This is a genomic window from Pseudomonas sp. P1_A1 (genome assembly GCF_056406935.1).
In genome coordinates, this window is the sequence record NZ_JBFTZE010000003.1 from 96,244 (window position 1) to 122,833 (window position 26,590).

Below are 26,590 nucleotides of genomic sequence, written 5' to 3' on the forward strand. Positions count from 1 at the left end.
TTATTCCTCGGTCAACGCGGAGCCTGCCCGGTCGAGCAGCGGTTTAAACAGATAGTTGAGGAGTGAACGTTCACCGGTACGCACGAACATTTCTGCCGGCATGCCGGGCTTGATCACCAGGCCGTTGAGTTTTTCCATGGCCTGATCACTGACGCTGCTGCGCAGCACGTAATACGGCGCACCGGTTTTCTCATCGACCATCTGGTCGGCGGAGATCAGGCTGACTTCGCCCGGCACTCGCGGGGTACGGCTCTGGTTGAACGCGGTGAACAGAATGTCCACCGGCAAGTGCGTGCCGACCTTGTCGATCAAGTTGATCGGCAAGTGCCCTTCCACTTCCAGGCTGGTGCCTTGCGGGACAATCTCCAGCAGGTTTTCGCCCTGGCGCACCACCGCGCCTTCGGTATGAACCCCAAGGTTGACCGCAATGCCGTCGGCGGTGGCGACGATTTCGCTGTGTTGCAGGTCGAAGCCGGCGGAAGTCAGCTGCTCTTCCAGGGTCACGCTTTTGAGCTGTGCATCGGCCAGTTGGCTGCGGACTTCCTTCTGGTATTCCTCGCTGTGCTGTTGCAGCTTCAGCCGGGATTCGAGGATGCCCTGCTCCACCCGGCCGCTTTCGCCGGTGTTCTCTGCCAGTTGTTGCTGCACTTGCGACAGCTGACGCTGGTACTCCATCAAGCGGTTGCGCGGGATGTAACCGTTGTCTGCCAGGGGCTGCAGATTGCTCAACTGTTGTTGCAGGGAACTGGCCTGGGCCGTCAGGTCCGTGCGCGCTCGGCGCATGCCGGCCAGTTGCGCGCCGGCGCCTTCGATGTTCGCGCGCAACGCGGCTTGCTCACGGGAAAACGCTTCGCGGCGGCTGCTGAACAATTGCCGTTGACCTTCGAGCACCAGCGCCAGGCGCGGGTCGGGATCGTTACTCAGTTCGGCGGGGAAATTCACCTGTTTGAGGTTGTCCCGTTCACTCTGCCAGCGCGCCAGGCTGGCCCACGCCATGCGGTATTGCGCTTGCAGCGATTGCACGTCGGCCGCGACCTGGGTCTGGTCGAGGCGGAACAGCGGCTGGCCTTGTTTCACCACTTGGCCTTCACGCACCAGAATCTGGCTGATCACGCCGTTGCTCATCGATTGCACGGCTTTGCGCTTGCCCGAGACCACCACGGTGCCCTGCACCGGGATGCCTTGATCGAGCGGCGCGAGGCTCGCCCAAGTGAAAAAACTGCCGGCGCCGACAATCGCCAGAATCCAGCCCATGCGGGCGAAGAAACGGGCGTCGCGCTCAGGGCGTTCGGCAATGTAGTCGTGTTCCAGCGTCGCTTCGCTGTCGTTGTTCATGCGTGTGCTGCTCATACACCCGAATTCCTGGTCGTGGGCTGATACTGCCGGCTCATGCTGAGCCCGCCCGGTGCCTGCGCGGCTTTTTCACGTGATTGTTCCTGGGTAGCCGACGGGTTGCCGGCAAGTGCCTTGAGCACGTCCTGGCTTGGGCCGAAGACTTGCAAGCGCCCTTCGTTGAGCACCAGTAACTTGTCGGCCTGGGCCAGGGCCGAAGAGCGATGGGTAACCAGAATCACGCTGGTGCCCCGGGCCTTCATGTGTGCGATGGCGCCGGCCAGCGCCGCTTCGCCGACGGTATCGAGGTTGGAGTTCGGTTCATCCAGCACCACCAGGCTCGGATGGCCGTACAACGCGCGAGCCAGGGCTACGCGTTGCTTCTGGCCGCCGGACAAACCGCTGCCGTCTTCGCCGAGCACGGTGTCGTAGCCCTGGGGCATGCGCAGAATCAATTCATGGACGCCAGCCTGTTGCGCGGCTTCGACGACTTTTTGCGGATCCGCTTCACGGAATCGAGCGATGTTTTCGGCGATGCTGCCGCTGAACAGTTCGATGTCCTGAGGCAGATAACCAATGTAAGGACCGAGGTCGTCGCGATTCCAGCGATGAATGTCCGCGCCATCGAGGCGCACCGTGCCGCCCAATGTCGGCCAGACGCCGACCAGCACCCGGGCCAGGGTCGATTTACCGGAGCCGGAAGCCCCGAGCACACCCAGCACTTCGCCGGCGCCCAGGTGGAAATTGACCATGTGCAGGGTCGCTGCCCGTTGCCCTGGCGGGCCGGCGCTGACTTGCTCGAACGTGATCTGGCCTTTCGGTGCCGGCAGCGCCATGGCCTCGTCACTCGCAGGAAAGGCTTGCAGCAAGGCGTCGAGGCGGCGGTAAGCGAGTTTGGCGCCGCTCCACTGTTTCCACACGGCGATCAACTGATCGATGGGGCTCAGCACCCGGCCCATCAAAATGGAGCCGGCGATCATCATCCCGGCGGTCATGTCGCCCTTGATCACCAGCAAGGCGCCCAACCCCAGGACCAGGGATTGCAGGCACAGGCGCAGGGTTTTGCTCAGGGAGCTGATGACCGCGCCGGTATCGCTGGCCTGATTCTGCAAGCCAAGAAAACGCGAATGCACCCCAAACCAGCGTTTGCGCAAGGCGCCGAGCATGCCCATGGCCTGAATGGTTTCGGCGTTATGCAAATGACTGGTGGCCAGTTGGCTGGACTTCTGGGAAAACCCCGCGGCTTCGCCCAAAGGCTTTTTGGTCATGGCCTCGTTCAGGCAGGCCAGCCCGATCAACAGCACTGCACCGGCGGTGGCCAATACGCCGAGCCAGACGTTAAACAGGAAAATCACAAACAGATAGACCGGAAACCACGGCGCATCGAAGAAGGCAAACAGCGCCGGGCCGGTGACGAACTGGCGAATATGGGTCAAGTCGCCCAGGGATTGCCCGGCATTGCCCTCGCCCTTGAACAGGTTGCGCTCGAAGGCGGCTTGATACACCCGCAGGTTGAAACGGCGCTCCAGTTGGCTGCCGATACGGATGACGATGAAACTGCGTACGGTCTCCAGCAACCCGATGAAGGCGAAGAACCCGACCACCATCAGCGACAACATCGCCAGTGTGGTTTCGTTTTGCGACGACAGCACCCGGTCATAAACCTGGAGCATATATATCGACGGGACCAACATCAGCATGTTGATCAATGCGGTAAAACAGCCGACGCTGATCAAGATGCTCTTATAGTCGCCCAGTGCCTTGAATAACGGTGCGGTGGCTGGGCTCTTCGCCATCTTCATTGGTTTTTCCTGAGGTGTCATTCCTCGCCATACTTGGCGAAGTTCCAATTAACTGTCCGCACACAGGTCGAGACATTCTTTTTGCCGGTCATCGCTTACAAATTAATAACAACTCTTTGTGGACTTTAAAGAGTCCCGGTTATTGATCTGCTGCTTATAACTGCACTAACGGTCTTTATATTCAGTACCTGCCGTCGGTCCGACGCTTTTCGCTTATTGCGCTGCGCGCGTGAGCGTAATAATCAGCCCCGACTTCAAGGTACTTTTATAAAGCCCCTCATGCTGTCGGCTGAAGAACATAATTCTTGAGCCTTCTTCACCAGTCACCGCAATGCCGTCCGGCTCCGGAAACCAGCCCATCGCCGATTTGTTCAGCCAGCCACTGAGGCAATCGGCTCCCTCCCCCAGGGTCTGGTCCGACTTAAGCTCTATCGTGCAGACATTCGACGGTTTGTCCTGCAGCGCCTGGGACTCGGGCGAGTCTTGCGCAGTGTTCAGGGTGGCCTGCCATTTCCCGGCCAGCTCCGACGGGTCGGCTAATTTCAGACTGCTTGCCATGGCTACTTCTCCAAGAAACATCATCAGCGTCGCTAACAGCCACGCGGTTGTTTTGCAGGTAAAAGCGTTCTGGGTCATAGGGCGTTTTACTCTGGATCGATGCAGAGAGCGACGCGTAAAGCGCCGCCCTCCTTTATGCCTTGAATCAGGCCACGATGTCCGAGAACGCCGCCTGGCCAACGGTGCTGACCAGGAAATCAGCCACGCCGTGCCCGGAGAAGTCCACCGACAACAGGCTGTTTCCGCCCGAAGTGGTCAACACTGCATCGCCTGCCGCACCGGTGAACGAGTTCACGAAATGCAGGCCCGTGCCCTTGGTGATGCCGGTCAGGTCGATCTTGTCCAGGCCGCTGACAAAATCGAGGATCTGGTCGACCGCGCCTGGCTTGGAGTCGCTGCTGGCCGCGAACACGAAGGTGTCCGAACCCGAGCCGCCCCACAGTTTATCTGCACCACCCGCGCCGAAGAGGATGTCGTTGCCGGCACCGCCCTTCAGTTCGTTGGACACACTGTTTCCGATCAACAGGTCGCTACCCGAACCGCCAATCGCGTTCTCGATCGTGACGCCTTTGGCGATGGACACGTTGCCCACCAGGCCACCAACGTCGGAGAACGAGGCTTCATTGAGGTTGATCTTCTGGTTCTGGGTAAAACCGGAAAAATCCAGGGTGTCCTTGCCGCCCGCATCCCACACCGAGAACACGACTTTGTCCGACGACGAAGACGCGCTCAGGAAATCGCGACCGGCGTTGGAGTTGAAGCCGTAGGTGGTATCACCGGTACGGGTGGTGGTGTTGGCACCGTAGAGTTTCTGGATGGCCGCGATATCGTCCATCAGCGGGCCGGAAGAATACGCTTCCACGCCGCCCTTGCTGAAGTTTTGATCGGTATTGCTTTCACTCCAGTAACTCATGACGCTGTAACCGCGGGTGTCTTGCCCGTAAGTCGCGTCATCGTAGGTCGGTGCACCTTCACCGGCGTTGTAATCGCCAGGGTGGGCCAGGCCCAGGGTATGACCGATTTCGTGGGTCAGGGTCTGACGGCCGTAGTTGTTCAGGTCCGGCGTCTTGTTCGGCGTGTAGCTGCTGTTGGTCAGGTACCAAGAAGTACCGTCATAACCTGCGCCTGTGCCAGGCAGATAAGCGAATGCCGCTGCGCCATCCTGACCGCCGCTGTAGTTGCCGAAGGTCATGTGACCGTCACCGCCGGAGGACTTCTCGGTGAAGGTGACGTTGGCCACGTCGGCCCAGGATTGCATGGCGAGCACGGCCTGGGCTTTCTGTTGCGTATTGAACTGGCTGAATCCGGTAATGCCGTGCTTGTTCATGGTGCTCGACGAGGCCGAGGTCAGGAACGTGTAGGTAAGTTCGATTTTGCCACTGCCGTCCTTGTCCTGGTAGGCAGCGCCGTCACGCAGCAGCTGGGTAGCGGCCTGGTCGACGGAGAAGGAGGGTTTGCCATTGACCGTGAGATTGCCACCCCGATCATACTGATGGCTGAAACTATCGACCTGGTTGTAGGCAGAACTGGCGGCAGCCAATGGTGCAAAGGCCTGTTCGGCAAGATCAATAGAGTTGTCTTTTACTTTCGACATAAACACACTTCCTTGTTTAGCAATGGAACAGTTTTTGTCCGATACGACAATCTCTGGCGAGATCGTCCTATCACTCGCCCAATGAAGGCGTATGAAAACTGACACAATTCGAAATCAAACGTCTACATTTTTTTTGACGTCAAATTGAACTGTTTCGCAGAATTCCCGCAAACATTGCTTGTGCTGTCGAAAGATTGTTTTTAGTGCAGGGTTTCAGCCGGATTGTCCGACAATTTCGTATTTAAATATTAAATATTGATAAGTTGTTCTTTTTGTTGGATGGCTCTCTTTTTTGGACTTTTTAGTATCAGTACCAGTGTATTGATATCAACTAAATTAAACATCCAGTTAGTTGCCGCAGTGGACGACGGCAGAGCTCCCACGACCCGTTAATCCCGGCACCGCCCTCAGACCATGCTCGTGATTGCGGCCTGCTAGACTGATTACGCTCTGGCTTGCCAGGCCACCGCATCCGAACGGCCAAAGTCCCTGTCTCCTGATCTGGAGGTATCCCATGAGCAACAGCACCGAACTCACTACTTTTACCGGCTGGGCCGCAACATCGGCAGGCGCTCCACTGGAGCGCTATAGCTACGACCCCGGTCCATTGGGGGACGAGGAGGTGGAAGTCGCCGTGGAGTATTGCGGCGTCTGCCACTCCGACCAGTCGATGATCGATAACGAATGGGGTCTGAGCCACTACCCGTTTATCCCTGGCCACGAAGTGGTCGGCAGTATCGTGCGAGTGGGCGCACAGGTACGCGGTCTCGAAGTGGGACAACGGGTGGGCATTGGCTGGTACAAGGGCAGTTGCATGCATTGCGCCTCGTGTATCGGAGGCTCCCACAACCTGTGTAGCACAGTCCAACCCACCATTGTTGGCAGCAACGGCGGCTTCGCCGATCGCCTGCGTTCGCACTGGGCCTGGGCACTTGCGATGCCGGACGGACTCGACCCGGCCATGGCCGGCCCGCTGTTCTGCGCCGGTTCGACAGTGTTCAACCCGCTCGTGGAATTCAACGTCAAACCTACTGACCGGGTCGGTGTCGTGGGGATCGGCGGCCTCGGTCATCTGGCGCTGCGTTTCCTTAATGCCTGGGGCTGCGAAGTCACGGCCTTTACCTCGTCGTTGAGCAAGCAGGACGAAGCCAAGCGCCTGGGGGCACACAACGTGCTCGCCTCTACCGACAGTAACGCGCTGAAATCCATTGCCGGCACACTGGATTTTCTCCTGGTCACCGCCAACGCCAATCTCGACTGGTCAGCCATGCTTGGAACCTTGCACGGCAAGGGGCGCCTGCATTTTGTTGGCGCGGTGCCCGGCGCTATTCCAGTGCATGTGTTCGAACTGCTTCCCCAACAAAAGGGCTTGTCCGCCTCGCCGGTCGGCTCGCCCAGTACCACGGCAACCATGCTGGAGTTCTGCGCCCGGCATCAGATCTTGCCGCAGGTCGAGCACTTTCCCATGAGTCGGGTCAACGACGCCATTGATCACCTGCGCAGTGGCAAGGCGCGCTACCGCGTCGTGCTGGATGTCAGCAAATGACAGATTGGCGCGTCGGGTAACACCGTACGCGCCTTTTGCGCCTCTTTGGAAAGAACAAGGGGCAACTGGCGCCCCCAAAAGCGACCAGGTCAGCATCGCTTGCTTCCAGGATGTCCCAGTCGGCGGTAGGGCTCTGGCTCCCACGCCTTGAGCGCGTCGAGACCACCCCGAGCATCACCCACGGTTGACGGACCCACTCGGTATCGCGCTGAAGAATCGAAGTTCTGTCCGGGCGTCAATGACCAATGGGATGCCCGGCAATGCTGGCCTTTGGCCAAAATGCCGGCCTCTCATGACCTGGGTCAAAAAAAACTGAACCAATCGCTGAACGGTCTGAAAAAATCCACATGATTTTCACATCCGGGTGCTACTTTTAAAGACAGTCACCGGTTGAGCCATTGAAGGCTCTTCCCTCCTAACATGAGCTAAAGGAAGCGCTCGATGAAGAAGGCGGGCAACACATGAATCAAGGTTCATTCAGCAAGGTCACTTTTCCAAATGCCTGCCAGCTGATGCGCTGGCATTTTCATCCCATGGGTTTCGAAGCGACCATGGATGCACCGGGCAGCATGGTTGCTCGTCTATTCGACCGAGCCAGCGGCGAAACCATGATCGCCATTGCCGGTATTCCTTGTGCAACGGTCATGAATGCCGCCGATGTAGAGCGGATTATCGAAGCGGTCGAGGATGAGCTGGAAGCGTTCATTCCTCCGCAGACGCTCAGGAGTTATGCCTGACAGCCAACACCCGACAAAAAGCCCGCTTATCGATTTAGCGGGCTTTTTGTAGCAGCTGCCGAGTAACGCGAGGCTACAAGGAATGCATCGCCGCAACTTGCATCAGGGCCTGGCCCAGATCGGCGCGCAGGTCTTCGACATCCTCCACCCCCACAGACAAACGCACCAGCGCATCGCTAATGCCGAGCTGTGCGCGTGTTGCTGCCGGAATGGTGGCGTGAGTCATGATCGCCGGGTGCTCGATCAGGCTTTCCACCCCGCCCAGGCTCTCGGCCAAGGCAAAGATCCGCACACTCTCGAGAAAACGTCTGGCGCCCGTCAGGTCGCTGTTCAGCTCGACGGAAATCATCCCGCCGAACCCGCGCATCTGCCGCCGCGCCAATTCGTGCTGCGGGTGCGATGCCAGGCCCGGATAATACACGCGTGCCACTTGCGGCTGACGTTCCAGCCATTGCGCCAGCTCCAGCGCGTTGCTGCAATGGCGCTCCATGCGTAGCGCCAGGGTCTTCACCCCGCGCAAGGTGAGGAACGCGTCGAACGGCCCGGCGATCGCCCCCACTGCGTTCTGCAGAAAGCCCAGTCGCTCGGCCAGTTCTGCATTCTGCCCGACCACTGCGATGCCGCCGATCACGTCGGAGTGACCGTTCAGGTACTTGGTGGTCGAGTGCAGCACGATATCGAATCCCAATTCCAGAGGACGCTGGATCCACGGACTGGCGAAGGTGTTGTCCGCCACGCAGATGATGCCTCGCTCGCGACAGATCCGCGCGACGGCGGATAGGTCAGTCAGGCTTAACAAAGGATTGCTCGGCGTCTCGACCCAGACCATCCGCGTGTCATGCTGCAGCGCCGCTTCGAAGGCCGCCAGGTTCGTCATATCGACGAAGCTGAAGCGATGCCCCGCGCTGCGTCGGCGCACCCGTTCGAACAAGCGGAAAGTCCCACCGTACAAATCATTGCCAGAAACGATGTGCGCACCCGCGTCGAGCAATTCGAGCACGGTGGCGATCGCCGCCAGCCCTGAAGCGAAGGCGAACGCCTGGGTGCCGCCCTCAAGGTCCGCCACGCAACGCTCCAGGGCGAAGCGCGTCGGGTTGTGCGAACGCCCGTAATCGAAGCCCTTGTGCACACCGGGGCTCTGCTGGGCATAGGTGGAGTTGGCGTAAATCGGCGGCATCAGCGCCCCGGTGGTCGGGTCCGGTGTTTGTCCGGCATGGATCACACGGGTGGCAAAGCCCCGTGGCGCGGTGCTTTCATCGTGCTGACTCATGTCAGTGATCTCCGCAAGTGATTGAGCATGTCGACGCGGGTAATCAGGCCATGGAAGCCCGAGGTATCGGCGATGATCGCCACCAGCCCACGGTCGAGCACCGCCTCCAGTTCAGCAAGACTGGCGCCGGGAGGCAGGGTTTCGAGTTTGTCAGTCATCGCGCTGGTCACGGTCATGCGAAAATGCGTGGCGTCTTCATGCACGCCAAACAGAATATCGGACTCGTCGATGACCCCGACCAGCCGCTGCCCATCTACCAACACCGGCAGTTGCGACACATCCGCCAGGCGCATGCGCTGGAAGGCGGTGAGCAAGGTGTCGTCCGGGCCGACGCTGACCACACGGCCATCCTCGAAACGCCGCGCGATCAGGTCACGCAAATCGCCGTAGCGTTTGCGCGCAAGCAAGCCCTGATCGTTCATCCACTGGTCGTTATAGATCTTCGACAGATAACGGGTGCCGGTGTCGCAAACGAAACTGACCACCCGCTTCGGCTGGGTTTGTTCGCGGCAGTAACGCAGCGCCGCCGCCAGCAAGGTGCCAGTCGAAGAGCCGCCGAGAATGCCTTCGGCGCGCAGCAGTTGGCGGGCATGATCGAAGCTTTCCTCGTCGCTGATCGAATAGGCCTTGCGCACGCTGGAAAGGTCGGCAATCGACGGAATGAAGTCCTCGCCGATGCCCTCCACCGCCCAGGAACCGGGCGTACCGAGGGTGCCGCTGCGGCTGTATTCGGCCATCACCGAGCCGACCGGATCAGCCAGCACCATTTCCAGATTCGGTTGTACGCGCTGAAAGAAACGGGTCAGCCCGGTCAGCGTGCCGGCTGAACCGACACCGACCACGATGGCATCCACATCATGCTGAGTCTGCGCCCAGATCTCGGGCGCGGTGCTGCACTCGTGGGCCAGAGGATTGGCCGGGTTGTTGAACTGATCGGCGAAGAAGGCGTCGGGAATGTCCTTGGCCAGCCGCGCAGCGACGTCCTGGTAATAATCAGGATGGCCCTTACCCACGTCGGAGCGGGTGATGTGCACTTCGGCACCCATCGCCTTGAGGTGCAGGACCTTCTCGGTGGACATTTTGTCCGGCACCACCAGCACCACCCGGTAACCCTTGGCGCGGCCAACCAGTGCCAGCCCCAGACCGGTGTTGCCGGCGGTGGCCTCGACGATAGTGCCGCCGGGGCGCAGGCGGCCATCGCGCTCGGCGGCGTCGATCATCGCCAAGCCGATGCGATCTTTGATCGAACCGCCGGGGTTCTGCGATTCGAGTTTGAGAAACAGCGTGCATGGGCCGGTATCGAAGCGGCTGATACGCACCAGCGGCGTATTGCCGATCAGTTCGAGCACGGCGGGACGGGAATTGTTCGGCATGTCGTCACCTCGCTGCGGTAATCCGCATTTGGATGGACAGCAACCGGCGGCCAGTCAAATGCGCCAGTTGCAAGCAAACCTTCGCTTGGACCTTAGGCCGGGATTGCGCCTCTCGCAACTTTTCGCAGCCCGTCGGTAGCGTCGTTGCCTGAACGCCACTACCGACGGCTTATCGGTTTCAGGCAGAAACTTTTCCCTGACGATGATCGGCAAAAAACGCCTTGCCCTTACCGATCCGGTCGGAGGCCTTGGGCATATTCGCCGCCTGGGTATCCTGGCCATCGACATACCAGTAGCAATGACTCACCGCCCGGGTGATGCCCACGTAGGCCAGACGCAGGATCTCGTCTTTCTGTGCGCTGTCGTAGGGCTCGCTGTCGCCGGCCTTGCCTAGCCCGGCCATGCGATAGACCTGGTTCTTGTAAGGCGAACTGGTCAGATGCTGGCAATCTCCCAGCAGGAACACCGCATCAGCTTGCAGGCCCTTGGCGCTGTGATAGGTCAGTTGCTTGAGCCGTCGCGCGTCGTACGGCAAGCTAGAATCCACGTTAACTACAGACTGAATATGCTCTTCTATCAATGACTTATCGCTACTTTTTCGATAAAGCATCAAGATTGAATCGCCTTTTCTGTAGTGCTCGATCAGTCGCTGGGCCATGCCCTGGTCATCCCGATCGAGGACATTCACCGGCAGCAACGCCTTGGGTTCTCCGCTGGCCTTGGCCTTCTTGCCGGCGATTGCCGGTGCGGCGCGGACGATGTGCTCCGCCGCGTCGATGATGTGCTGATGGCTGCGGTAATTGTCGCTGAGCATCACCTTGGTCGTGCTCGGCGACGGGAACTCCTTGTTGAACTCCATGAAGTAGCTCGGCGAGCTGCCACGCCAGCCGTAGATCGATTGCCAGTCGTCCCCCACACACAGCAATGACGAACGTTGCGCCCCTCGCCCTACGTGCATGGCCGGGCCACGACTGCGGATCTCGGCCAGGCTGGCGCGAATCCAGGAAACGATCTGCGGCGACACGTCCTGGAACTCATCGATCATCAGGTGCGACATTGGCCTGAGCAGTTCATCGCTGAGCAACTTGAGATTCTCCGGTGAATGCTCGCTGAACAGGGCAAACATCCGGTTGTAGGTCATCACGGGTGGCGATTGATCCAGCAGATGATCTTCCAGCGCTCGCCAGAACAGGCTCAAGGCCTCGAAAAAGAATCGGTCCGGGTCATCCTTGGCGAAACTCATCTGGCCCACGGCATTGGGCACATCCAGGCCGAGGTTTTCGATAAACCCGGCTGCCGCGACAAAACAGTCCAGCAACGGCGCGGAAGCAAGCTCGCCCTTGACCCTGTAATCGAAGCCCGGCCCGGCGCTGGCGTCACCGGCAAGAGACGCCAAAACACGTTTTGAAGATTCGTAACTATCCAGCCATATCAATGGCTTACGACAGAAAGCTTGAAACAGAGTGCGCTTTACAGCCCATTCCGCACGCACGGTAAGCTTGGCCTTCGGGCGGCTGACCTGCGGATTTTCCCGAGGGTCGAAACCCAGCACCACCCAGGCATCCAGCGCCGGAATGTAACCGTGGCAATGGAAGGTCGAACCGTTGATGTCGAAGGTCTGGCGATTCGGCTCGATGCCCTTGATCGGCCAGGCGCCGGCGCGAAACCACAGGTCCTCGATGGTGTCGCACAGCTCTTCATCACGCTTGGCGGCCAGTTCAGTCACCGCCATGCGCTTTTGCACGTCCGGGTGGTCGCGTTCCAGTTCCTTGAGCTGCAAGGCGTGACGAGACAACGGCTTGATCAATTCGCGGAAACGCTCATCGCGAGTGTGCAGGCTGTGATAGCAGGCGTTGAGCTGCTGGCGCTGGGCGTCGTTGATTCGCAGGTCGAAGGGGTTGCTGTCGACCTCCTCATCGGCGCCCTGCACGCGAAAGCTGAGGTTTTCGAAGGCTTGCAGCCGTTCGAAACCCGGCAGGCTGCGCACCATTGGCAGGATCCGCGAATGAAAAGTGCGCACCAGGTCCCGCGCTTCTTTGAAGCTGAGTGCCCGGCCCCACACGGCAAACAGTTCGATCAGCTTATTGATGAAATCCTTGCGCGACTCGCGGGTGAAGGTCACCACAGTCATCGAACTCAGCTCAAACCCCAGGTAATGGCTGAGCAGCAGAATTCGCAGCACCAGGGTGGTCGACTTGCCCGCGCCCGCCCCGGCAATCACCGAGGTCGACGGCGTGTCGCTGAAAATCATCTTCCACTGGGCAGCGCTCGGCTGGGCATGCGCAGGCAGCAGTCGCGCCACGTCGGCCTTCATGCGCTTCTTCAGTTCAGCGCTCAATGGCAGGCGCCAATCGTCGAACAGGTTGTCATCGACGTTGGGCGGTCGATGCTCGGTCGAGCGCGAGTCACGGATCAGCAGCACTTGCCGGCCTTCTTCCAGGCCCTCGAGCTTGCCTTCCTTATAGCCGTATTCCACACCGGCGCTGTGACCGCTGCGAAAACCGTCAGCTTGCCCGTGCAGCCAGGACGCACGGTGTTGCGCGCGCAGGCGGGTCAGGCCGTGGCCAAAGAACCGGGCAGCCAGACGTTTGAGCAAAGGCATCTCGGCCAGGGGACGAAGTTCGGGCGGAAGATCGGGTGTGTGTTGCGGCACGCAGGCGGACTCCAGTGTGTGAGGCTGTCGAGGGCTATGGTGTCTGCATTTGCCGTTGAGTTCTAGTGAAATGCTTACAGGTCATTGRCTTATGCGATGAAGTGAAGGCTGGATGAGAAAAATTCGAGATAATTCGATATCAAATAATTCGATTGTATTGAGGCATTTTTTACGCTTTTTATCGATCAGTGCCTGATAGATGATGCTCCCCATCAACCACCGGTTCTCGTTTGTGGCTCAGACGTTCTGCCCCATGACGAACCTTTTCAGGAGACGATCATGCTTGAACTCAGACCTTTCAACTCCCTGGGCGGCGCGCACCATGGCTGGCTGGATGCCCATCACCACTTTTCGTTCGCCGAGTACTATGACCCCAAACGCATGAACTGGGGCAACCTGCGGGTGTGGAACGATGATGTGATTGCCCCCGGCACCGGGTTCCCGCAACACCCGCACCGGGACATGGAAATCATCACCTACGTTCGTGAAGGCGCGATTACCCACCAGGACAACCTGGGCAACAAGGGCCGCACTGAAGCAGGTGATGTGCAGGTCATGAGCGCCGGCACCGGGATCGCCCACAGTGAATACAACCTGGAAGCGACCGAGACCCGGATCTTTCAGATCTGGATCATCCCCAACGAAACCGGTCTGGCACCGTCGTGGGGCGCCAAGCCCTTCCCCAAAGGCCAGCGCGAAGGCTTCGTGACCCTGGCCAGCGGCAAGGCCGGCGACGATCAAAGCCTGCGGATTCGCGCCGATGCGCGTCTGGTGGCGGCCAACCTGAAAGCCGGGGAAACGGCTGAATATCGTCTGGACAGTGGCCGTCGCGCTTATCTGGTGCCAGCGACAGGAGCGATTGAAGTCAATGGCTTGCGCGCACAAGCTCGAGACGGGGTTGCGGTTGCCGATGAGCAAGTGTTGCGGGTGACTGCGATTGAGGACAGTGAAATCGTGTTGGTGGACCTGGCTTGATCAGGTAAATGCGCGGCAAAAAAAGGGGCGACCGTAGATGGTCGCCCCTTTTCTATTCATTTGTGGCGAGGGAGCTTGCTCCCGCTCAGCTGCGAAGCAGTCGTAATCCAGCCGGCGCGGTGTACCTGTTACACCTCGCCAACCAATTTGGGGCCGCTTCGCGCCCCTGCGGGAGCAAGCTCCCTCGCCACAGGGCTTTCAATCACTTCGCAGAAATTGCGCCATCCACCAGTGTCTGAGCCTCGGCCACCAGTTGTTTCAGGTGGTCGTCACTGACAAAGCTTTCTGCGTAAATCTTGTAGATGTCCTCGGTGCCCGACGGCCGCGCCGCGAACCAGCCGTTCTCGGTCATGACTTTCAGACCGCCGATGGCCTGGTCGTTGCCCGGTGCATGGCTGAGGATGCTCTGGATCGCTTCGCCCGCCAGTTGAGTCGAGGTGACCTGCTCCGGCGACAATTTGCTCAGCAGAGCTTTCTGTTCAGGGTTGGCCTTGGCGTCAACGCGTACCGAGAACGGCTCACCCAGTTCATCGGTCAACGCGCGATAGGCCTGGCTTGGATCACGGCCCGTGCGAGCGGTCATTTCAGCGGCCAGCAGCGCCGGAATCAAACCGTCCTTGTCGGTACTCCAGACACCGCCGTCCTTGCGCAGAAACGATGCACCGGCACTTTCTTCACCGCCAAAACCCAGGGAGCCGTCGAACAGACCGTCGGCAAACCATTTGAAACCGACCGGCACTTCATACAGACGACGGCCCAGACGTTTGGCGACGCGATCGATCAAGCCGCTGCTGACCACGGTTTTACCCACGGCCGCATCGGCGCGCCACTGTGGACGGTTCTGGAACAGGTAGTCGATCGACACCGCGAGGTAGTTGTTCGGCGCCAGCAAACCACCGGACGGAGTCACGATGCCATGACGGTCGTGGTCCGGGTCGCAGGCAAACGCCACGTCGAAACGCTCTTTCAGGCCGATCAGGCCTTGCATGGCATAGCTGGACGATGGGTCCATGCGGATCTGCCCGTCCCAGTCGACGGTCATGAAACGGAACGTTGCATCAACCTGTTTATTCACCACTTCCAGGTCCAGGCGGTAGTGCTCGGCAATCGCCGACCAGTAGCGCACCCCTGCTCCGCCCAGCGGATCGACACCCAGACGCAGCTTCGCATCGCGGATAGCGTCGAAGTCGATCACGTTGATCAGGTCAGCGACATAGGTGTTGAGGTAATCATGACGATGGGTAGTGCTGGCCTTCAGGGCCTGCTCGTAGCTGATGCGTTTGACGCCGGCGAGCCTGGCTGCCAGCAACTCGTTGGCCTTGGCTTCGATCCACTTGGTGATGTGGGTATCGGCCGGGCCGCCGTTGGTTGGGTTGTACTTGTAGCCACCGCTTTGCGGCGGGTTGTGGGACGGCGTGATGACGATGCCGTCCGCCAGGCCTGAAGTGCGCCCGCGGTTGTAGCAAAGAATCGCATGGGAAATGGCCGGCGTCGGAGTGTACTCATCGCCTTCGGCGATCATCACCGTCACACCGTTCGCTGCCAGCACTTCCAGGGCGCTGGCACCGGCCGGCGTGGACAGCGCGTGAGTGTCGATCCCGACGAACAGCGGGCCATCGATGCCCTGGGCTTCGCGATACAGGCAGATCGCCTGGCTGATGGCCAGCACGTGCCATTCGTTGAAACTCAAGTCGAACGAGCTACCTCGGTGTCCAGACGTGCCGAAGGCGACGCGCTGGGTAGAAATGGCTGCATCGGGCTGGCCGGTGTAATAGGCCGTTACCAGTCGCGGGATGTCGACCAACAGTTCTGCCGGTGCCGGTTTGCCCGCAAAAGGACTGAGTGTCATGCAAAACCTCTGAGAGAGAGTGGTTCGGGATAGGAACGCAGTTTACTGACAGTTTGGCCGTTGCGCGACGTTATCGAATGTCAGGTTCCGAGGAGCTCTGGAGCCTTGGCTCAATCGATCGACTCCAGACGCAAGGCATCCCCCAGCAGCCCCAGTGCAGCGACGAGCTCGTGGTCGCCACCGAACGTATGACTCAGGCGCAAGTGCTGCGTGTGCAGGCCCTGCAGACTGAACAACTCCCCCGGTGCGATGACCACTTGTTGCTTGAGCAGTCTCTGGAACACTCGATGTACATTGACTTGGCGCAACGAGCGAATCCAGACCGTCGCCCCGCCCCGGGGCTCGACGAAATGCAGCGATTCCGGCAGACGCTCCTGGAGCAGTTGGGTCATCAGCACCATGCGTTCCTTGAGCAGTCGACGCAACACCAGCAGGTGTTGATCGATGCGTCCGTTGCTGTACAGCCGCGCGATGGCTTTCTGACGAATCAGCGACAAACGGAATGCCCGCAGCAGAAAGTGCCGTTGCAGTTCGGCACGCAGTTGTCGCGAGAGCAGGTAACCAAAGGGTGCCTCCGAGCCGATGATTTTCTCGAAAGTGGAAAACACGATCAGCCGATCAGGGTCCACCAGGTCGCGAAACCGCAAGCCGTTCGGTTCGAATTCGAGCTCGCCGTAACAATCGTTTTCCAATACCCAACAGCCATGCCGTTCCAGCAGTTGCGCAGTGGACTGCCGGTTGTCGTCAGGCGCCACGCTCCCGCGCGGCATGTTCAGTCCCGATGAAAGCATCATCAGTCGCACCCGCCCGGTCTCGAGCAGCTCTCTAAGCTGTTCGAGATCCAGGCCACCACAGGCTTGCAGCGGCAGCTCGACAACCTGCACGGCTGCGTCCTGGAACAAACGCAGAATCACCCAGTCGCACGGCGACTCGACCACCACCACCGAATCTTTGAGGTCAAGAACGGCGATCAATATTTCAAGTACGCCGCGCATATCTGCGCCGATATAGACATCATCGGCATGCCAGCAGCGTGTCGGTGAAGTGGTGTAGCGTGCCGCAAGGGCCGTGCGCAGTTCCAGCTCGCCGCAGGGTTGTGAAGACGGTTGCGGCTGGCGCGGATACTGGCGCAGCAATTCTCTCTCCAGCAACAACAACGGGCTGTCCAGGGGTTGTAACAACGCCGGTTCATCGGCGCTCAACACCAGCATGCCGGGGCGCCTGGCGTTGACATAGACCGTTTCGAGCAGGTCTTTACCGTTGCCGGGCAGGCCGACAGAGGACACCGGCAGAGCGTAATAGCCTGACTTGGCAACCGAATAGATGCGTCCTTCCTTCTCCAGCAGCGAATAGGCGTATTGAATGGTCGAGATCGACACACTCAAACGATCCGCCAACTGCCGCAATGAAGGCAGGCGCACTCGCACGTCACTGCCCGGCTCATTGATCAGATTGTTCAGGTAGCGGTACACCGCCTGGTACGCGAAATCGGAATCTCGTGATCCTTTCATGGGTGATGACCGAACACGCTACGAACGTCATGACGCACTCTCGATGAATCCGCCAAACCAGGAACGTTCACTGGCCCATCGACCATTCGCCAGTCACTGCTGCTTCATTCTCGGGGTCCATGCCTTCGACTTGCACGCCCGCGTCACCGCTTTCCGTGCCTGGCACCCTGCCCTCGTCCCGAACCACCGGCCCCATGCGGTAAAGCGTACCGATCAGGCTGACCGACAACCCGCTGACATCAACCATCCACTGCAAAACCTGCTCGGGTGCCGGACCGCCCTGCATCGCCCGGTGCAATTCCGGCAGCGCCACCAGCATGCCGGGATGGCATTGACGAAGAAAATGCTCCAGGGCCGCGCCGTTATCGACAAACGGGGCGAACAGCAGGCACACCAGTTGGGCTTCACTCAAACCGAGATTTTTTTGTGCCTCGGCCGTCGCCAATCCGCGCTGATCGGCCATGGTCAGCGGATTGCCGAAGGTCTCCACTGCCTGCTCGCAAAAACGCTCGGGCAATTGTTTACGGCGCATCATCACCAACGCGCGCTGCAGGTATTCGCTGACCCCCTCTTCGTAGGTGCGACTGTGTACAAAGCGCGCTTGCAAGCCGCGAAGGTGCGCGGATATCGACAGGCTGACATAGTCGTTATCACTGAGTTGAGCCGTCAGTTCATCAGGTTGAAAACCGAGGAAGTCAGTGAGCAGCGGCCAGCGCTCTTCCAGATTGCTGACCAGCATGTCGTGAATGTCGATGAAGGTCGTGCGGCGGCAGGCCTCAAAGTGCTCGGCAGGACGCCACGCAGCCTGAGCAGAGTCGGGATAAAACTCGCGATAGCAGTCGCTGCCCAGTTCATCGAGCCGCGCAAACAATCCCTCGTAGCCCGTTTCATGGCGGCTCGTCGGCACAAGCCCGGCCTTGGCTGCGGCACGGTTCAAACCCTCGATGAACTGCGCCTGCCGACGGGGTGAATCGCTGCTGACCATGACATCGACGCCATTGTCCCAGCGGGCGATTTGCCCATAAAACTCCCCTGTGGCCAGGTACCCGTCGTCCCACAACTCGAGCGGCCCGTTCCAGGCGCGACGGTGCCCGACCATCAGCAGGTTGAGCCGATTCGACTCGCGGCCGGCGTCGGAGATTGGCGCCAAGTGATTGAACGGCAGGACCTCACGATTATCGACCATCAATATTTCGACCCGGGGATCGTCGTAGAGAAACAATGCACTGCTGCTGCGATGGATGTTTTCCAGTGCTGTCGCAGCCGTACCATTCAAGCGCAAAGTGGCCACTCGCAGCTGAAACGTCGCCGGTGCCCGACCGGCGATACTCAGTTGCGCGGCGCGCAGCAGCGCCAGTGTGTAACAGCTGTCGCGGGACCCGGACTGGACCGCCAACACCTTGTAATCGCCGATACGCTCCATACCTCCGGCCGACACCACCAAGCGCTGAATCATCAGTTGCAATGCCGTGCGCTCGGCGCGAGAGAAAAAGCTCAGCAAGCGCTGCAGTACTTGTTGATAAACATAATTCATTGCCTGTTCATGGGTATGGGTCATCATTGTTTACCTGTTACTCATAAGTTCGACGCCACGCAAACAATTACATGCACTGCGCGACGGATTGCCTGTCATGAATGGGGTGCCGGGGTTGTTATCAAATGCTAGCACTTAAGCATTGTGTAATTATTTGAAATGGTTGCATGTCTCGAGAACCCCAAACAGGGCAAGACCGCCGCAACGCCCGGCAGGACGGGGGCTTTTCGGTCCCGAGCGATTTCCTAGGAAATTTCCGACAACATCCCACAGACGTGTAATACAAGAAATAAAGAAAGAAGTTGCCAATAAATGCATGACCGCCGAGCGGCGTCGAATTATTTGTTGAGCATGTATTGCCAGTGCGCATCGAAAAGTTTCAACCTGATACCCAGCCATGACTCTTTCCTTGAGATGAAATAATCATTCAATTATCAGGGCTTACATAATGATTAGAAGATACAGATCGAGAGCAAAAACCAGTTCAGTTGCTGAACCGCCCCATCGAGGGATCGATGGGATGTCTCATTTTGGAGGTTTTGACCGCGGAAAAGTCCGTGCTTGCACGGACCTTTCCAGAGGGGCTTATACAAAAAGGCTCGTACGAAGAGTTCAGGCTGGTTCGACCTCAAGGGCGACCCGTTCGCGGCATGGGCATTCGTCCATGTAGCGGTGCGCTTCGACAAACTGGGAAAACGGGAATACCCGAGTCTTGAGCGGCAGCAGCACATGGTCTGCGGTCAACTGGTTGATGTCGCGCAGGGCACGTTGCAGTGCGGCCTGATCCTGGAGGATGCCCAGCTCCGGCTTGCCGGTGAAGTTGCCGATGCAGTGCACGAAGAACTGAATGTTCTTCTGGAACGCCGCACAGGCCGGAAATGGCGTCTGGTTACCACCCTGCAGGCCATAGAGCACCAGGCTACCGCGAGGCGCGAGCACATCGCCGAGCAGCGACATCTGCGGGCCACCCAGACCATCGAACACCACATCGACGCCACGGTTGTCGGTAATTTTGTTGATCCGCATCAGCAGATCTTCTTCTTCGGTGACGATGACTTTTTCGGCACCCAGCGACAGCAGGTATTCACGCTCGTCCGCAGTTTTGGTCGCAGCGATTACTCGCACACCAAGGGCTTTGCCCAGTTGTACGAACGACGGCCCGGCGCAGTGACTGGCGTCGGTCACCAGAGCGAATTGCCCGGGTTTGACGCGCGCCAGATCGGTGTAGCCAAAATAGGCGACCAATAGCGGCGTGTAATGCACGCTGGCTTCGACCGGGCTGAGCACATCCGGGTAGCGGGTCAGAGCCGTGCGTGGCAGAACGATCTGTTCGCCGTAGACCGGATAGTCGTTGGGACTTTCGGCCGGGAAGCTGGCGACCTTGTCACCGATAGCGAGATCATCGACTCCCTCGCCGAGCGCCGTGACCACGCCGGCCATTTCATGACCCAGGCCTGAAGGCAGGCGAGCATGAGAGGAAGCCAGGTTCTGGCGCCAGAGAATGTCGTACCAGCTGATGCCTATCGCCTCGACACGCACCTGCACTTCGCCCGGCGCAGGCAGAGCGGCCGCATGCTCTTCGCATTTGAGCACCTCGGCTGGACCAAACTTGTGAAAACGGATCGTGCGGGACATCGCAAACCTCGTCAAAGTAACCTCTAATGCCCTGAACTCTATCTGGGCTTTCTACCCAAGACCATCAGTGGCTATTAATAGTCGACATGCCTGTCATTGATTCCGCAGCGACGGCGACACCATCCAATGCCGTAAAAACCGAAGCAGCCTTTCAGGGAAAACTGAATTACCCTGTGCAGAGTACCAGTCTTTCCCCGTAAGATTCACGCCGGCCATTGTTCTCATATGGTCGCTCACGTCAAGTTTGCTGAATCTGCCAGGACTCCAGATGAATCGTAATGACCTGCGTCGTGTCGACCTGAACCTGTTGATCGTTTTCGAAACACTGATGCACGAGCGCAGTGTGACCCGCGCTGCGGAAAAATTGTTCCTCGGCCAGCCGGCCATCAGTGCGGCACTCTCGCGCCTGCGCGGGCTGTTCGATGACCCGTTGTTCGTGCGCACCGGCCGCAGCATGGAGCCTTCCGCCCGAGCGGTGGAAATCTTCGCCCTGCTCTCGCCGGCCCTGGATTCGATTTCCACCGCGGTCAGTCGCGCGGCGGAATTCGATCCGGCCACCAGCACCGCGGTATTCCGCATCGGCCTGTCGGACGATGCCGAGTTCGCGTTGCTGCCGATGCTGCTCAAGCGGCTGCGTGCCGAGGCACCGGGCATCGTGTTGGTGGTGCGTCGGGCCAACTACATCCTGATGCCGAACCTGTTGGCCTCGGGCGAAATTTCCATTGGCGTCAGCTACACCGCCGACCTTCCAGCCAACGCCAAGCGCAAAGTACTGCGCCGCAGCATGCCAAAATTGCTCCGGGCCGACTCCGTGCCGGGGCCATTGAGCCTGGATGATTTCTGCGCCCGCCCCCACGCGCTGGTATCGTTCGCGGGCGACCTGAGCGGCTTTATAGATGAAGAGCTGGAGAAACTCGGGCGCAAACGGCACGTGGTATTGGCAGTACCACAGTTCAATGGGTTGAGCACACTGATCAGCGGCACCGATATCGTGGCCACCGTCCCGGACTACACCGCCGAAGCGTTGACCGCCGCCGGTGGTGTTCGGGCGGAAGATCCGCCGTTGCCGGTGCGCAGCTTTGAATTGCACATGGCCTGGCGCGGGTCGCAGGATAATGATCCGGGTGAGCGGTGGTTGAGGTCGCGGATTCAGATGTTTTTCGGGGACCCCGATAGCCTGTAATGGAATTCCGCTAAATTCCATAAAATCGTTTAATAACAGCACCTTAATGACATAATTAGTCTATATCCGTCTGTCTAAATCCACTGGATTCCAGAGCTCGTGGGGGCATAATTGGGGGCAAATTTCGGTTCCTTAAAAAGGATGCCCCCACCGATGTCCCCAGATAATGCGGTTGTTTTCAAACGAAAACTGAGCGATGCGTTGATCCGCTCGCTGACCGAACCCGGCAAACACGCTGACGGCGAAGTTCCTGGTCTCTACTTGGAGGTGAGGGCGTCTAGCAAGGTCGGCAAATCCCCTTCCAAGTTCTGGCGCTTGAAGTATCGGCTGCATGGCAAGGAAAACCGCTTCTCCATCGGCGCTTACCCTGACATTGGTCTCAAGGAGGCACGCGACATTGCCCGCAGCGCACGCCGCGACGTGGCAAACCACACCGCGCCGCTCAAGGCCAAGACCGCCAAAATCGAGGCGCAGCTCCTCAACGAGGAGCGCACATTTGAGTACGTAGCCAAACAATGGTTGGCATTCAAGTCAGCCGAACTGGTGACCAAATCCATCTCGGGGTTTAGCGGAGCGCTGAACAACCACATCTTTCCCGCGATTGGTAAAAAACCGGTCAGCGAGATCAAGCTGGAGCACATCACCACGATTATTACGTCGTTGCGCCGTCAGCGCACCATGGCCATGGCCCGGCGCGTGCGTACTATCATCCGTGCCGTCCTGGGCTTTGCCGAGGGGCGCGGATGGGTGGAACGTAATGTGGCGCTTAGCAACATTGAGGAGTTGAAGATCCGCCATGTCGTGACCAGCAACCCGGCAATCGAAAGGCCAGCCGACCTGGGCAGGTTTCTTATACGCCTTGATGACTGCAACGACGGCAGCGTTGCCGCCGCAATGCGTCTGCTGGTCATGTTGCCGGTCCGCCCAGGCGAACTGGTGCGGATGCGCTGGGAAGATGTCGACTTGGTGGGCGCCGATTGGCGCTATGTGGTGAGCAAGACCAAGCATCTGGATAAGAGCAAGCACATCGTGCCGTTGCCTGAGCAAGCCTTGGTTCAGTTACGCGAGCTACATAAAACCCGCGTGGTGGATGAAGAAGGCAAAGGCTGGGTGTTCGTCTCGCCGGTCTATCCGGGACGTCCCATAAACCCGACCTCCATGCTCAAGTCCTTTCAGCGTATCTGGCCGGAGTACAACATCACTGCCCACGGCTTTCGCGCCACCTACAGAACTATTGCCCACGAGCATTTGGGTATAGATCCTATAGTGCTTGAACTGTCTTTGTCCCACCGGATGCCAGGTGCTCTGGGGGCTGTATATGCCCGCGCGCAATTACTAGTGCAACGCCGGGAGGCGGCTCAACAATGGGCGAACTACTTAGACCAGTTGCGGCAAAACGCTGCGCACGTGACCTCAGATTGAGGATGCAGCGCAAGGAATTAGGAGATGGAGTGGGAAACGAGGCATGCATCAATTCCTATCGTCTGACTAAGGAGACTTCAATGTGGAGGAATCAAATGCTACAGCGCGTGCAGGCAAAGCTATTTATTGAGTTTTATATTGCGCTAATCCTATGGAACGTACGCCTTCCCCTGTGCCTCCACATTTTCCAGCCCGAGGGCTTGATCGATCGCGCTCGGTGCGCGCATGCACGGCCGGCACGCTTGAGGTCGTCTTGTGAGGTGGCGGATGTCACCGGACCGGTGATCGTGAGATTGCCTTCGCGCAACAGTCGGCCACTGACGTAGACCACCCCGCGGTGCACCACGTCGGGTACATAATCGCCGCGCGGCGCGGGCGGGTCGGGGAGCACGACACCGAGTTGGGCAAGGTCTGCGCACGAGATCATGCGGGCTCCTTGTGATGGACAGACCGTCGGGAGCCGACAGCCTACTATCCGGAAACCTGCGATTTACTTGCCCAGAATGTTCTTCAACGCAGCGGTATGGCCGGCCGGGTCGTTTACGCTGGACATCACTTCGATGATGGTGATCTTCTGATCGTTCATCGTCATCAACGAGGCCATCAGTAGTTTCAGGCCGTTGAAATCGTCGGTGCCGTCCAGGCGGTACATCTTCAAGCCGTTCACCTGTATGGTCTTCTCGCTAGTCATGCGAAAGTTGGGTGACGCGGCCTGCTGCTTTTCCTTCACGGTATCCACGGCAAGGCGAAACGCAGCGTCCGGGGTGGTGCCCGCAGTCGGCGCCGGACCTTCGGTAACGATGATGGCCCGCTCGCTTTTCGGATCGAAGTACATCGTGCCGCCGTTCTCGCTGTTCAAGGGACGGGCCTCGACGCCTTTCAGCACGAACTTCAACTTGCCGCCTACCAAGGACACCGATTGCGTGTCCGATGCCGCCGTAGCGGTTTCTTCAGGCGGGGCAGCAACTGCCATGGTGGCCGCGCCGCTCAAGACAGCAAGCACGCACAAGGAACGGGGCCAGCCCAACAGCAAATGCTTCGACATTGATAGCGCCTTTGTTTTCAGGCCGTCGAATACCGACGGCCTGTCGTGCGAACAGCCTAGCTTACATGCCTACTCACTTGCCCAGGATGTTGTTCACAGCCGCAGCGTGTCGGATAAGTGCCCAAGGAGATGCGCTTTTGCTTGCCGAGCCAGTAGTAGCGCAGATGCCACGATTTGCCACCGGTGGGTGTGACCACCAGGCCTAGGCCGTCAGTTTCGGGGATGCTGTAGGTTTTCTCGGCGGCCTTGGCTTGCCGCACGGCCAAATCAGAGAGTGCCATCATCAAACGCCTAAGTGGTGAGACTTGGGCTCGATGCTGCTGGTCATCCCGATCCAACCCCAGCAACAACCCGGAACCGGCGCCACCCGTACTCCTTAGCCTCAATTCTGGCCTCAAAAACGCTGGCTGTCGGTGGATTTTCGTGGCGTTTGCTGGAACGAAAAAAGGAGCCGAAGCTCCTCTTTTCAAATACCTACAGACGCCAATGGAAGTCTGTAGATCACAATATGGAGCGGGAAACGAGACTCGTATCGGGCATCCTACTCATTGAAATCTAAGGGATTTCTGTGATTCTAAAATAGGAATGGACTTGATTCTGGACTTGCTTTCAAGCTATATCAAGAGGAAAAGAAGTAGCAATTCCAAGCCACGCTGCCGAGTTCTATCGACAGCCAATCGGGGGCGGGAGCAGTCACTCAGCCAACGGTATCTATTTCGCTGGGATGGCGCGCAGGTACATTGCTCGGCTCTGCCGCTGATCTCCACCGCCAAGGGTTCGCCTTTTAGGTGGACATCATCGCCTTCCGCGTCGGGTTCAGGAAGGTGAGTTGGCAGGGCTGGCACTTCACTCATGGCCCGCAACCATGGCCAGCGCACCGAAATGGGTGAGCGTATTGACCCCCCTCCCTCCCTCCCGCCTGGGCCGGCACTGTTGGCACTTATCAAGTACTCAGTACCCATGAGCCCGATCCACCCTTGAGCGGCCTCAGCGTGCACCTTGAGAATGGCTTCCTGATCATCCGCGGCCAACTGCACGACGAGCCTCTGATCGACTATATCCTGCTGCCTGTGGACAACGCCCATGCCGTGCTCGCCGGTAACGGCTATGGACTGGGAGATACCGTCAGCCGCCAGATTAACGGTCTCAGTGCATCGGGCTACGCCTTCAAACGTACGCAATCCCCTCCCAAAGCTCAGGTTTTCTAACCCCAAATGGAACTGCTGATACACGCGAAGAATCTTCGCGGAGGTTCTCTTTGCTCTATTTGCTGTCGGGAAGGGATTCAGACCGGAAGATTTTATGAGCGACTTCAGTTGAGTACATTCATCATTCGTTGGCCTGGCAGGGCTTGGCGCCTACATTGAAGCAGCCGGTGTGCATTTAGCCAGACACTCTCTTGCAACTTCCAGAAACCGGCTCACCGCCGGACGAGATGGATCCGCAGCGGTCGCTATAGCTGTTTCCAGTTTCACATTCAGGTCATCCACTGCACGAAAGACTAAATGTGAATTGCCACCACCCGTGAGGGATTGGGGTACAAACGCGACTCCCAAACCCGAGGCTGCCTGGTCCAGCATGGTATGCCAACTGTCTTTTTCTTCACGCAGTCTTGGCTGAAATCCCGCACTGCCGCATGCAGCCAATATGGAGTTGTACATAAAGGCTCCGGCTTCTTCGGCACACACAATCAAACGTTCAGTCTTAAGGTCTGCCAATCGCAACGTGGGACGGGCAGCCAAAGCATGATTGGCATGCAGCGCAGCCACCATCCACTCATCGCCAGCTGGCCGCATCATCAATTGGGCAGCGTTCACGGGGGGGTGAAGAAAAGCGATATCGATGGAGCCAGTGGCAAGCGCGACAACCTGATCGTTGGTGGACATTTTGCGCAGTGTAACTTCGACACCCGGGTACATGGCCGTATAGCACCGGATGATCAGCGACATACGCCCGGCTTCCGGAAGTTCGCAATAGCCGATTGCCAAAGCGCCTGCATCACCACGCTCTGCATCCTGAGCTTGCTGGACAGCATTGCTCATCTGGTTCAGAGCAACGCCCAGCTCCTTGGCCAGAATGAGGCCAGCCTCAGTGAGCATCACTTTTTGCGGTGATCTGATTAACAGCGTGCAGCCAATTTCCTCCTCCAGTTTCTTGATCTGGTGGGATAACGCCGGTTGCGTCAGGTGAAGGCGTGAAGCGGCCCTGCTGAAGTGCAGCTCTTGGGCAAGGACACAGAAGCTATGGGCATATTTGAGCATTTCGCATCATAAGCAATTTTTATTTTGATAGACAACAAAATAGATTTCACATCTGCACGGTATCGCCATATGTTTTGTGAAACGACAGGCTCCGCTGATCACCTGCTGTGAAAGCAAAAATCCTTAACCGTCGCGTTCATGACGCTTGGCCTTCTGCCAAGCCTCTCGCGGCGTAGGTTGGGGCGTGCCTCTGCTGGATCGACTGGTGCGTGACCTGGAGACACCGCATGACCTGTCAGCACGCTGACTTCTTCGACGTTGATCAATACCCCACTTCTCAATCCACGCAGTAAGGTGATAAGAATGTTTG

At 58.6% G+C, this 26,590-nt stretch carries 18 protein-coding genes and 2 pseudogenes; 6 read left to right on the plus strand and 14 right to left on the minus strand.

Annotation, left to right across the window (positions count from 1 at the left end; genetic code table 11):
- The 4 genes from AC1D2Q_RS05605 to AC1D2Q_RS05620 form a co-directional block, all read right to left on the minus strand.
- The gene (locus tag AC1D2Q_RS05605) at positions 1–1,350 is read right to left on the minus strand and encodes an HlyD family type I secretion periplasmic adaptor subunit (protein WP_477812527.1); all 1,350 of its coding nucleotides are present in this window, start codon (positions 1,348–1,350) and stop codon (positions 1–3) included.
- Positions 1,347–3,134 carry a type I secretion system permease/ATPase gene (locus AC1D2Q_RS05610; RefSeq protein WP_477812528.1) on the minus strand — a complete coding sequence of 596 codons (1,788 nt, stop codon included), beginning with the start codon at positions 3,132–3,134 and terminating at the stop codon, positions 1,347–1,349. Before AC1D2Q_RS05610 ends, AC1D2Q_RS05605 begins: the two co-directional genes overlap by 4 nt.
- A 213-nt stretch (positions 3,135–3,347) precedes the next feature.
- Positions 3,348–3,770, minus strand: coding sequence for an AprI/Inh family metalloprotease inhibitor (locus AC1D2Q_RS05615; RefSeq protein WP_477812529.1), 423 nt, complete (start codon positions 3,768–3,770; stop codon positions 3,348–3,350).
- Positions 3,771–3,837: 67 nt separating this feature from the next.
- A complete protein-coding gene (locus AC1D2Q_RS05620; RefSeq protein WP_477812530.1) occupies positions 3,838–5,286 on the minus strand; it encodes a serralysin family metalloprotease in 1,449 nt (482 codons plus the stop codon).
- A 514-nt stretch (positions 5,287–5,800) separates the two neighbouring features.
- On the opposite strand from AC1D2Q_RS05620, the gene ahr reads away from it, so the two are divergent.
- Positions 5,801–6,832, plus strand: a complete 1,032-nt coding sequence (gene ahr, locus AC1D2Q_RS05625; protein WP_477812531.1) for an NADPH-dependent aldehyde reductase Ahr — start codon at positions 5,801–5,803, stop codon at positions 6,830–6,832.
- Between the two features lie 461 nt (positions 6,833–7,293).
- On the plus strand, positions 7,294–7,569 hold the full coding sequence (locus AC1D2Q_RS05630; protein ID WP_018926009.1) for a DUF1652 domain-containing protein: 276 nt from the start codon (positions 7,294–7,296) through the stop codon (positions 7,567–7,569).
- Between the two features lie 73 nt (positions 7,570–7,642).
- On the opposite strand, the gene AC1D2Q_RS05635 is transcribed toward AC1D2Q_RS05630, so the two are convergent.
- The 3 genes from AC1D2Q_RS05635 to AC1D2Q_RS05645 all read right to left on the minus strand — a co-directional run bounded on the left by AC1D2Q_RS05635 (position 7,643) and on the right by AC1D2Q_RS05645 (position 12,865).
- Complete coding sequence (locus AC1D2Q_RS05635) at positions 7,643–8,839, minus strand: cystathionine gamma-synthase (RefSeq protein ID WP_477812532.1); 1,197 nt, start codon at positions 8,837–8,839, stop codon at positions 7,643–7,645.
- Positions 8,836–10,212: a pyridoxal-phosphate dependent enzyme gene (locus tag AC1D2Q_RS05640; protein WP_477812533.1), complete on the minus strand. Its 1,377-nt coding sequence runs from the start codon at positions 10,210–10,212 to the stop codon at positions 8,836–8,838. Before AC1D2Q_RS05640 ends, AC1D2Q_RS05635 begins: the two co-directional genes overlap by 4 nt.
- Before the next feature lie 178 nt (positions 10,213–10,390).
- Positions 10,391–12,865, minus strand: coding sequence for a UvrD-helicase domain-containing protein (locus AC1D2Q_RS05645; RefSeq protein WP_477812534.1), 2,475 nt, complete (start codon positions 12,863–12,865; stop codon positions 10,391–10,393).
- 279 nt (positions 12,866–13,144) lie between these two features.
- Here AC1D2Q_RS05645 and AC1D2Q_RS05650 point away from each other — a divergent pair, with 279 nt between their 5' ends.
- On the plus strand, positions 13,145–13,840 hold the full coding sequence (locus AC1D2Q_RS05650) for a pirin family protein (RefSeq protein ID WP_258668486.1): 696 nt from the start codon (positions 13,145–13,147) through the stop codon (positions 13,838–13,840).
- A 202-nt stretch (positions 13,841–14,042) separates the two neighbouring features.
- Here AC1D2Q_RS05650 and pgm read toward each other — a convergent pair whose 3' ends face one another.
- The 4 genes from pgm to AC1D2Q_RS05670 form a co-directional block, all read right to left on the minus strand.
- Entirely contained in the window at positions 14,043–15,689 is a 1,647-nt protein-coding gene (gene pgm / locus AC1D2Q_RS05655; protein WP_477812535.1) for a phosphoglucomutase (alpha-D-glucose-1,6-bisphosphate-dependent), read from the minus strand.
- A 110-nt stretch (positions 15,690–15,799) separates the two neighbouring features.
- Positions 15,800–17,200, minus strand: coding sequence for an aminotransferase-like domain-containing protein (locus tag AC1D2Q_RS05660; RefSeq protein WP_477812536.1), 1,401 nt, complete (start codon positions 17,198–17,200; stop codon positions 15,800–15,802).
- A gap of 67 nt (positions 17,201–17,267) precedes the next feature.
- The gene (locus AC1D2Q_RS05665) at positions 17,268–18,758 is read right to left on the minus strand and encodes a hypothetical protein (protein WP_477812537.1); all 1,491 of its coding nucleotides are present in this window, start codon (positions 18,756–18,758) and stop codon (positions 17,268–17,270) included.
- Between the two features lie 588 nt (positions 18,759–19,346).
- On the minus strand, positions 19,347–20,369 hold the full coding sequence (locus AC1D2Q_RS05670; protein WP_019649900.1) for a zinc-dependent alcohol dehydrogenase family protein: 1,023 nt from the start codon (positions 20,367–20,369) through the stop codon (positions 19,347–19,349).
- Positions 20,370–20,637: 268 nt separating this feature from the next.
- Between AC1D2Q_RS05670 and AC1D2Q_RS05675 the strand changes: the two genes are divergently transcribed.
- Both AC1D2Q_RS05675 and AC1D2Q_RS05680 read left to right on the plus strand, forming a co-directional pair.
- On the plus strand, positions 20,638–21,552 hold the full coding sequence (locus tag AC1D2Q_RS05675) for a LysR family transcriptional regulator (protein WP_477812538.1): 915 nt from the start codon (positions 20,638–20,640) through the stop codon (positions 21,550–21,552).
- Positions 21,553–21,705: 153 nt separating this feature from the next.
- Positions 21,706–22,974: a site-specific integrase gene (locus AC1D2Q_RS05680; protein ID WP_122554961.1), complete on the plus strand. Its 1,269-nt coding sequence runs from the start codon at positions 21,706–21,708 to the stop codon at positions 22,972–22,974.
- A 490-nt stretch (positions 22,975–23,464) separates the two neighbouring features.
- On the opposite strand, the gene AC1D2Q_RS05685 is transcribed toward AC1D2Q_RS05680, so the two are convergent.
- Entirely contained in the window at positions 23,465–24,019 is a 555-nt protein-coding gene (locus AC1D2Q_RS05685) for a DcrB/PsbP domain-containing protein (protein WP_122554963.1), read from the minus strand.
- 110 nt (positions 24,020–24,129) lie between these two features.
- Positions 24,130–24,300: pseudogene (locus AC1D2Q_RS05690) on the minus strand (Arm DNA-binding domain-containing protein); the annotation flags it as partial.
- 568 nt (positions 24,301–24,868) lie between these two features.
- Here AC1D2Q_RS05690 and AC1D2Q_RS05695 point away from each other — a divergent pair.
- Positions 24,869–25,227 (plus strand): annotated as a pseudogene (locus AC1D2Q_RS05695) (serine hydrolase); the annotation flags it as partial.
- Positions 25,228–25,377: 150 nt separating this feature from the next.
- Here the strand turns inward: AC1D2Q_RS05695 and AC1D2Q_RS05700 are convergent.
- A complete protein-coding gene (locus AC1D2Q_RS05700) occupies positions 25,378–26,280 on the minus strand; it encodes a LysR family transcriptional regulator (protein ID WP_477812539.1) in 903 nt (300 codons plus the stop codon).
- Positions 26,281–26,590 lie beyond the last annotated feature (310 nt).